The organism is Micromonospora sp. BL4 (assembly GCF_003667505.1).
Taxonomy (GTDB): domain Bacteria; phylum Actinomycetota; class Actinomycetes; order Mycobacteriales; family Micromonosporaceae; genus Micromonospora.
This window is the reverse complement of sequence record NZ_RCVJ01000243.1, coordinates 1-8,619: the sequence shown is the minus strand read 5'-3', so window position 1 is coordinate 8,619 and position 8,619 is coordinate 1. Positions and strand designations below refer to the sequence as shown.

Annotated in this window: 7 protein-coding genes; 1 reads left to right on the top strand and 6 read right to left on the bottom strand. The window is 69.3% G+C overall.

Annotated features, from left to right (window positions below; translation table 11 throughout):
* Positions 1-9: 9 nt before the first annotated feature.
* Positions 10-546: a phospholipase gene (locus tag EAD89_RS29210; RefSeq protein ID WP_121655025.1), complete on the bottom strand. Its 537-nt coding sequence runs from the start codon at positions 544-546 to the stop codon at positions 10-12.
* 187 nt (positions 547-733) lie between these two features.
* A complete protein-coding gene (locus EAD89_RS29205) occupies positions 734-2,395 on the bottom strand; it encodes a glycoside hydrolase family 10 protein (RefSeq protein WP_121677935.1) in 1,662 nt (553 codons plus the stop codon).
* A 303-nt stretch (positions 2,396-2,698) separates the two neighbouring features.
* Between EAD89_RS29205 and EAD89_RS29200 the strand changes: the two genes are divergently transcribed.
* Positions 2,699-4,201, top strand: a complete 1,503-nt coding sequence (locus EAD89_RS29200) for an amino acid permease (protein ID WP_121655023.1) — start codon at positions 2,699-2,701, stop codon at positions 4,199-4,201.
* A gap of 54 nt (positions 4,202-4,255) precedes the next feature.
* Here the strand turns inward: EAD89_RS29200 and EAD89_RS29195 are convergent, their stop codons facing one another.
* From EAD89_RS29195 to EAD89_RS29180, 4 genes are read right to left on the bottom strand one after another with little or no spacing between them, the layout of a single operon-like run.
* Positions 4,256-5,281, bottom strand: a complete 1,026-nt coding sequence (locus tag EAD89_RS29195) for a glycoside hydrolase family 43 protein (protein ID WP_121677934.1) — start codon at positions 5,279-5,281, stop codon at positions 4,256-4,258.
* A complete protein-coding gene (locus EAD89_RS29190) occupies positions 5,278-6,132 on the bottom strand; it encodes a carbohydrate ABC transporter permease (protein WP_199723439.1) in 855 nt (284 codons plus the stop codon). Before EAD89_RS29190 ends, EAD89_RS29195 begins: the two co-directional genes overlap by 4 nt.
* 10 nt (positions 6,133-6,142) lie before the next feature.
* The gene (locus EAD89_RS29185) at positions 6,143-7,108 is read right to left on the bottom strand and encodes a carbohydrate ABC transporter permease (protein ID WP_121655021.1); all 966 of its coding nucleotides are present in this window, start codon (positions 7,106-7,108) and stop codon (positions 6,143-6,145) included.
* 6 nt (positions 7,109-7,114) lie between these two features.
* Positions 7,115-8,443: an ABC transporter substrate-binding protein gene (locus EAD89_RS29180; RefSeq protein WP_121655020.1), complete on the bottom strand. Its 1,329-nt coding sequence runs from the start codon at positions 8,441-8,443 to the stop codon at positions 7,115-7,117.
* Positions 8,444-8,619: the final 176 nt, after the last annotated feature.

Below are 8,619 nucleotides of genomic sequence, written 5' to 3'. Positions count from 1 at the left end.
GGGCGGGGGTTAGTGGGTGGCGGCTTGGCGTTCGGCGTCGGCCTTCATGCGGGCGGCGCGGTCGATGTCGGCCTGTTGCACGGCGGCCACCGATCCGAAGATGCTGACCGCCTGGTAGTAGGTCCAGGCCAGGCTGAGGCAGGCGGGTCGGACGACCGCGTTGTACGTGGCGCAGACCCGCTTCAGGTCCGCGTAGAAGGCGCTGTCCAGCCGGGACTTGTTGGCGGAGAACTGACCGACCGACTTGTAGTTGCGGTAGCCGAAGTCGTGTCGGTAGCAGCCCAGGTTGAAGGTGAACCCGAGCGGGTTGTCGGGGCTCGACGAGCAGTAGTCGGTGGACCAGTCGAAGGCGTACTCGGCCCAGGGAGCCCGGTTGACCCGGGCGCTGTTCCACGAGTTGTAGCTGCTCGCGCTGGTCTGGGTCCAGCTGGAGAGCACCGAGAGTCGCTGTTGGGGGGTGACGGCGGCGGCGGGGGAGGCGATGGCGAGAGTGGTGAGCAGCGCGAGCGCGCCCGAGGCGAGCAGGGTGGCGAGACGTCGGGGCACGGGTTACCTCCGCGGGGGTGAGCGGGCGGGGCGGTAAGTTACCGGCGGGTTACCGGATGTCGATCAGTGTCGATCAACTGATCAACTCATCGGTATGTGTCTCGCGAACTATTGGTGACATACGTTGAAACAGACGAATGCCCCGGGTGCTCGGTGGCACCCGGGGCATCCGGTGTGGGTCGTACGGTCAGCGCAGAACGAAGGCCGGCGGGCTGACCCGGCTCTCGTTGGCCGACCGGTCCAGCGCGGTCACCTGGTAGGTGTACCGCTTCCCGGGCTCGGCCGAGGTGTCCACCCAGGACTGCGTCCCGCCGGTCGTGGCACGCACGGTGTCGATCAGGTGCGCGGCGTCCGCGGTGGCGCACCGACCGGGCAGCGTGGTGCCGTCGAACCGGTAGATAGCGTACGAGGTGGCAGTGCCGAACGGTCCGGCGCCGTCGGCCGGCTGATGCCAGGTCAGTCGCACTCCGTCGGCGTTACGGGCGGCCTTGGTGACCACCGGGAAGAGCAGCGGCTTGGCCGGCAGGTGTGGCATGGCCGGTACCAGCGCCGGGCGTGAGTAGTGCTCGGCGGCGTAGATGTCGGTGGCGCCGAGCCGGTTGGCCCGCACCTGGACGGCGGAGAAGTGCACGTTGCCCTGCACCTCCGGGTACGCCCGGTTGAGCGTCAGGTGGTCGGACAGCTCGTTCGGGTTCTGCCAGAACGGCCCGTACGCCGGGTCGCCGCTCTTGTAGTCGGCCTGGCCGATGTAGAGCTGGACGCGGGTGCCGCGCACCGTCTCGGCCCACCACGGCACCAGCCGGGCGTAGTCCGCCGCCGGGTACTGGCCGATGTACCAGTAGAGCTGCGGCACCACGTAGTCGATCCACTCCTGCTTGACCCACTTGCGGGTGTCGGCGGAGATGATGTCGTACGACTGGCTGCCGGTGGTGTCCGAGCCGAGCGGGTCGGCGGCCTTGTTGCGCCAGATGCCGAACGGGCTGACCCCGAACTTCACCCACGGCTTTGCCGCCTTGATCTTGCCGTTCATCTCCTGGATCAGCAGGTTGATGTTGTCCCGCCGCCAGTCCGCCCGGTCGGTGAAGCCCCGGTTGTACGCCGCGAAGGTGGCGTCGTCCGGCACCTGGTGGGTGCCGCTGGGGTAGGGGTAGAAGTAGTCGTCGAAGTGCACGCCGTCGATGTCGTACCGGTTGACCGCGTCCATCATCGCGGTCTGTACGAACTCGCGGACCTCGGGGATGCCGGGGTTGTAGTAGAGCCGGCTGCCGGCCACGCCGGCCGGCGGGTAGGCGAAGGTCCAGTCCGGATGCTGCCGGGCCGGGTGGCCGGGGGCGAGCTGGGTGAGATCCGCGCCGGCTCCGCCGGGGGCCGGCATGGAGACGCGGTACGGGTTGAACCAGGCGTGGAACTCCAGGTTGCGCTTGTGCGCCTCGGCGACCAGGAAGGCCAGCGGGTCCCAGCCCGGGTCCTGGCCGCGTACTCCGGTCAGGTACTCCGACCAGGGCTCGTACGGCGAGGGCCAGAGGGCGTCGGCGGTCGGGCGGACCTGCACCACGACCGCGTTGTGGTTCAGCCGCTCGGCGAGGTCGAGCAGGCCGCGGTACTCGGCCTGCTGGGCGGCGACCCGGTCCGGGTCGGTCTGGGACGCCTTGCTGGGCCAGTCGATGTTGACCACCGACGAGATCCACATCGCCCGGAACTGCCGCTTCGGGGTGGCCGGGTCGGTGACGCAGGTTGCGGTGGCGGTGGTGCCGGCGGCGCCGGGCGCGGCGTTCGCGGGGGTGGCGGTGACGAGCGTGCCGAGCAGGGCTGCGACCAGCCCGGCGGCTCCGAGCCGAGTTGCCTTCATGCGGTGTGTCCCTTCGTTGGGGCTCCCGGGTGTTCGGTGCGGCACTCCCGGCAAGATTCGCCGCTGGCTATCTGCCGCTGGAAGGAAATTTTCACACTCGGGTCGTTATCGCAAGGGTTCGTGCCCGCTCGATTCGACCGCCGGGTATCGGGTCGTTCCGCGTCGATCGTCGCGTTGCTCACGGTGATGGAGGTCGCACTCCGCGTACCGGGAGGTTGGCGTGGTTGGCAGCTCCCGTCGCTGGGTAGCAACGCCGATCACCGGCCGCCACGGTGGTGGTCGCACGGTGGGAGGGGTGAGCGCGTGTCCGTGCTGCGGACCAAACCGATCAAGGACGTGATAGCACAGAGCGGGGCGGACGGCACCGACGGTCGCCCCGGGCTGAAGAGGCGGCTCGGCGCGGTCGACCTCACCGGCTTCGGCATCGGCATCGTGATCGGCACCGGCATCTTCACGCTCACCGGGATCGAGGCCCGGGACAGCGCCGGGCCGGGCGTGGTGATCTCCTTCGCCATCGCCGGCGTGGTCGCCCTGCTCGCCGCGCTCTGCTACGCCGAACTGGCCAGCAGCGTGCCGACTGCCGGCAGCGCCTACACCTACGCGTACGCCACGATGGGCGAGATCGTCGCCTGGATCATCGGCTGGGACCTGCTGCTGGAGTTCGCGCTCGGCGCGGCCGTGGTGGCCCGCGGCTGGTCCGGCTACCTGGCTGAACTGCTCGACCTGCCGACCCGGTGGTTCGGTGAGGAGGGCAGCACGGTCAACATCGGCGCGATCGCGATCGTGCTGATCCTCGGCATCGTGGCGATCGTCGGCATCCGGGAGTCCGCCCGGATCACCAACCTGCTGGTGCTGGTCAAGGTGGCCATCTGCGTCTTCGTGGTGGTCGCCGGGCTGTTCTTCGTCAAGGCCGCCAACCTCAGCCCGTTCATCCCGCCGGCCGAACCCGCCGGGAGCGGCGACGACGGCATCAAGCAGCCGGTCACCCAGGCGCTCTTCGGGCTGGAACCGTCGGTCTTCGGCTTCGTCGGGGTGCTCAGCGCCGCCGCGGTGGTCTTCTTCGCGTACACCGGCTTCGAGGCGGTGGCCAACCTGGGCGAGGAGACCCGCAAGCCCAAGCGGGACCTCACGCTCGGTCTGCTCGGCACGCTGCTGATCTCCACCGTGCTCTACATCGGCGTCTCGCTGGTGGTCGTCGGAATGGTGCCGTACACCGAGATCGACCGCGGCGCACCGATCGCGTCGGCCTTCGAGGCGGTCGGCGCCGGGTGGGCGGCCGTGCTGGTCTCCATCGCCGCCGTCGCCGGCCTGACCAGCGTCATCCTGGTCGACCTGGTGGCGATGGGTCGGATCGGCTTCGCCATCGCCCGGGACGGTTTGATCCCGCCGTCGATCGCGACGGTGCACCCGCGCTGGGGCACCCCGTACCGGATCTCGGCGATCATGACGGTCGCGGTCGCGCTGCTGGCCGGCTTCCTGCCGCTCTCCGCCCTGGCCGACCTGGTCAGCATCGGCGCGCTGTGCGCGTTCGTGCTGGTCTCGGTCGCGGTGCCGATCCTGCGGCGCAAGCGTCCGGACCTGGACCGGCCGTTCCGGGTGCCGTTCTCCCCGGTGCTGCCGATCGTCTCCGCGCTGGCCTGCTTCTACCTGATGCTCAACCTGTCGGTGGAGACCTGGCTGCGGTTCCTGGCCTGGATGCTGCTCGGCGGGCTGATCTACTTCGGCTACGGCCACCGCCGCAACCGGCTGGCCCGGCACGAGCCCGCCGTCGCCCCGGCCCCCCGTGAGCCGGCCGCCGACAGCTGAACCCGAACGTGCGAAGGGCCCCTCGCGATTGGCGAGGGGCCCTTCTCGGCTGGGTCAGGGACGGGGCTGGGGTTTGCCCGTCGGTCCCTCGACGACGGGCTTGCCGTCGACCCAGGTCACCTCGTCCAGCCAGGTCTGCCGTCCCGGGTCGGTGCTGCCCTCCTGGCCGGGCGGCCAGGCGTGGTACAGCAGCCAGGTCCGGCCGTCCTTGACCACCATCGAGGCGTGGCCGGGGCCGGAGGCGGCCTCGTTGGTCTTCAGGATCGGGTTCTCGGCGGCCTTCACGCACGGGCCGGTCGGGCTCTCGCAGACCGCGTAGCCCTCGGCGTACTCGGCCCGGTCGTAGGCGTTCGCGGCGAAGAAGAGCAGCAGGCGGCCGTCCTGGCGGTGGAAGAACGGCCCCTCGATCAGGGTGCCCTCCCACGGTTCGGTCTGCTTGAGCAGCTTCGTCGGCTCACCGACCAGGGTCAGGCCGTCGTCGGCGAGGCGCTGCGACCAGAGCCAGGTGTCCACCCCGATCGCGTTGCCGTCGTTCTTCCACAGCAGCCAGAGGCTGCCGTCGGTGTCCCGGAACGGGCTGGCGTCGATCGCCCCGCCCAGCTCGGCCTGGCAGATCAGCGGGCCGGCGGCGTCGTCCCGGTACGGACCCTGCGGCGCGCTGGCCACCGCCCGGCCGACGCACTGCCGCCCCGACTCCCGGCCGGCGACCGTGTAGTAGAGCAGGAACTTCTCCGGTGCCAGCTGGATCGCCTCCGGCGCCCAGGTCTTTCCCGCGTCCGCCCAGTCCGGCAGCGTCGGCAGGGCGTCCCCGGCCTCGGACCAGTCGACCAGGTCCGTGGAGGTGAGCACCGGAACGTTGCGGCCCCCGGAGTTGGTGTGGAACAGGTACCAGGTGTCGCCCACCTGGATCGCCTGCGGGTCGGGGGCGTCGGTGCGTACGACCGGGTTGGTGAACATGCTCGCGTCGCTCCCGCTGCTCGTGGGGGTGGGTTCGCTGCCGTCGGTGCAGCCCGCGACGAGCAGCGCGGCGGCGATGATGATCGCCGCCGCGCCGCGTCGCCGGGTGGTTGTGCGGGTCATCCCTTCAGACCGCTGCGGGAGACGCCCTGGATGATGTGCCGCTGGGCCAGCACGAAGAGGATCAGCACCGGCAGGCTGGCCAGCACCGCACCCGCCATGATCACCGGGTAGTCGGTGACGTACGAGCCCTGGAGCAGGCCCAGGCCCGGCGGCAGGGTGAGCTTCTCCGGGCTGAACAGCACGAAGATCGGCCAGAGGAAGTCGTTCCAGTTGGTGAGGAACGACAGCACGGCCAGGGTGGCCAGCGCCGGCTTGGACAGCGGCAGCACCACCCGGAAGAAGATCTGCCACTGGTTGGCGCCGTCCAACGTGGCGGCTTCCTCCAGCTCGTTCGGGAGCGAGAGGAAGAACTGCCGCAGGAAGAACACCCCGAACGCGCTGGCCGCTCCCGGCACCACGACCACCGCGAGGGTGTCGATCCAGTTTAGCTGGTCGACGATCAGGAAGTTCGGGATGATCAGCGACGTCGGCGGGATGAACAGCGTCCCGACGATCAGCGCGAAGCTCACCCCACGCCCCCGGAACTTCAGCCGCGCCAGCGCGTACGCGGCCATCGAGGCGGTCACCAGCACCAGCAGCGAGTGCAGGGTGGCGGCCAGCATGCTGTTGAAGAACCAGCGCAGCACCGGGTTCGCCGAGTTGTTGAGGATCTGCTCGTAGCCGTAGCCCGCGATCGGGTTGGGCAGCCAGCTCGGCGGGATCTGCTGGGCGCCGGTGTAGGTCTTCAGCGAGGTGATGACCATCCACAACAGCGGAACCAGGAAGATCAGGGCGAGCGCCACGAGGGTGGCGTAGAGCACGACCCGGCTCGCGGTGGCGGACCCGCGGGTGGTCCGCGTGGGCGTCGTCATGGCGGTCCCCTCAGTCTTCCTTGTAGCGGAAGAGGCGGAAGTTGGCGATGCTCACGACCGCCAGCATCAGGGCGAACACGATGCTCATCGCGGCGGCGCGACCGGCGTCGTTGTCCCGCAGGCCCTCCTCGACGATGAACCAGACGACCGTGCGGGTCTCCGTACCGGGCGTCCCCTGGGTGATCAGGAACGACTGGCCGAACATGTTCGCCGAGGCGAGCACGGTCGTGGTGATCACGAAGAGCAGCACCGGGCGCAGCCCGGGCAGCGTGACGTTGCGGAACCGCTGCCAGGCGCTCGCGCCGTCCATCCGGGCCGCCTCGTACAGCTCCGGGGAGATGTCCTGGAGACCGGCCAGGTAGATCACCGCGTTGAAGCCGGAGGTCCACCAGACGGTCACCCCGACCAGCGAGATCCACGCCCACGGCATGGCGGTCACCCAGGGGGTGTCCGCGGGCAGCCCGACGGCGCCGGCGAGCCGGTTGACCAGGCCCAGGTTGGCGTCGAGCAGGAACCGCCAGAGCAGGCCGATCACCGCCACGCCCAGCACGTACGGCGCGAAGTAGATCGCCCGGAAGAAGGTCCGGCCCGGGAAGGAACGGTTCAGCAGCAGCGCCAGCCCGAGCGGTACGACCACCAGCAGCGGCACCGACAAAACCGTGAAGATCGCGGTGGCCCGGACGCTCTCCCACCAGTCGCCATAGATGGCGGAGTCGCTGGAGAACAGGTCCTTGTAGTTGTCCAACCCGATGAACGGCCGGTTGGGCAGCTGGAAGTCCCACTGGTGCACGCTGAGCCACAGGCCCAGGATGATCGGCAGCAGGCCGAACACCCCGAACAGGACCAGGTAGGGGGCGAGGAACAGATACGGCGTCGCCCGTCCGGTCCGGCCCGCCGAAGCGCCCCGGCGGCGAGCCTTGGCCGCCGGGGGCGGCGCGTCACCGCGCGCCGCCCCGACCTCGATCACGTCCGCCACGGGCTATCAGCTCCCGTACTTCTTGCGGTTGTCCTCGAGCTGCTTGTTGGCCTTGGCCACACCGTCGTCCAGCGCCTGCTTGGGCGACTTCTTGCCCAGCGCGGCCTCGTTGAAGGAGTTGTAGAAGGTCGTCATGACCTCGCCCAGACCCGGAGCCGCAGGCGGGAAGGCCGCGTACTCCAGCTCGGGGGCGAGCGACGAGATCTCCGGCAGCGCCTTGAACTCGGCGCCCTCACGGACGGCCTTACGGGCCGGCACCTGGCCGCCCTTCGCCCAGTCCAGCGAGTGCTCGCTGAGCCAGTTGATGAAGACCTTCGCGCCGGAGACCTTGTTGGCGTCGTTGGCCCGCTGCTTCACGATGGTGAAGTTGTGCGAGTTGGCCCACGCCGCCGGCTTGCTGCCGATCTGGGGCAGCGGCGCGACGCCCCACTGCACCTCGGGGCTCTTCTTCAAATCGTTGATCTGCCAGATGCCGTTCCAGGTGAAGGCGTTCTTGCCGCTCTTGAACGCCAGGTAGTCGGCGTCCTGGCCGACGTTGGCCGGCGAGTAGCCCTGCTTGATCATGTCGACCAGCCAGGTGCACGCCTCGACCGCCGGGTCCGAGTTGAAGGTGGCCTTCGCCACGTCCGCGTCGAACAGGGTGGCGCCCCACTGGTTGAGCAGCGAGTAGAAGGTCATGCCGCCGGTGAACTGGAACGGGCTGACCCAGAAGCCCTGCACGCCGGCCTTCTTGAGCTCGACCAGCGCCGCGACGTAATCGTCCTTCGTCGTCGGCGGCTTGTTCGGGTCGAGGCCGGCCTTCTGCATGACGGCCTTGTTGTAGTAGAAGCCCAGCGGGTGCATGTCCAGCGGAATGCCGTACCGCTTGTTGTTGTAGATCCCGCCCTTCCACACCGTGGGGGCGAAGTCGCCCTCGGCGAGTTCCAGGTTCTTGGCCACGTCGTCCAGCTCGGTGATCACGCCACGGGCGGCGAAGGTGGCGAGCTGGTCCATGTGCATGACCGCGATGTCCGGGCCGTTGCCGCTGGAGGCCGCACCGGGGAGCTTGTTGTAGTAGTCCTCCCACTGGTAAGTGGCCACCGACACGGCGATGTTCTTGTGCTCGGTGTTGAACTGGTTCACCAGCGCCTTGAAGATGTCGCCGTCACCGCCGGTGAAGCCGTTCCACAGCTTGAGGTCCACCTTCGGGCCGGTGTACTCCTTGCCGCCGTTGCCGGCGGCCGGGCCGGAGCTGCTGTCGTCGCTGCCGCAGCCGGCGAGGGTCAGCGAAGCCGCGGCACCGAGTCCGAGACCGAGGCCGAGCAGGCGGCGCCGGCTCATGTCGTTCTGGATCATGCTGGTATCTCCTTGAAGGGGGGACGGGATGAATTGTGCCTGGTCAAACTCGGTGCGACCTCAGGCGTTTGCCGGGCCGAAGCGCAGCACGCTCCAGGACACGGCGGGCAGGCGCACCGTGCACCGGCCGCCGTCGGGGGTGGGGGTGGGCATTTCCCGGGGCGTCACCCGGTCGG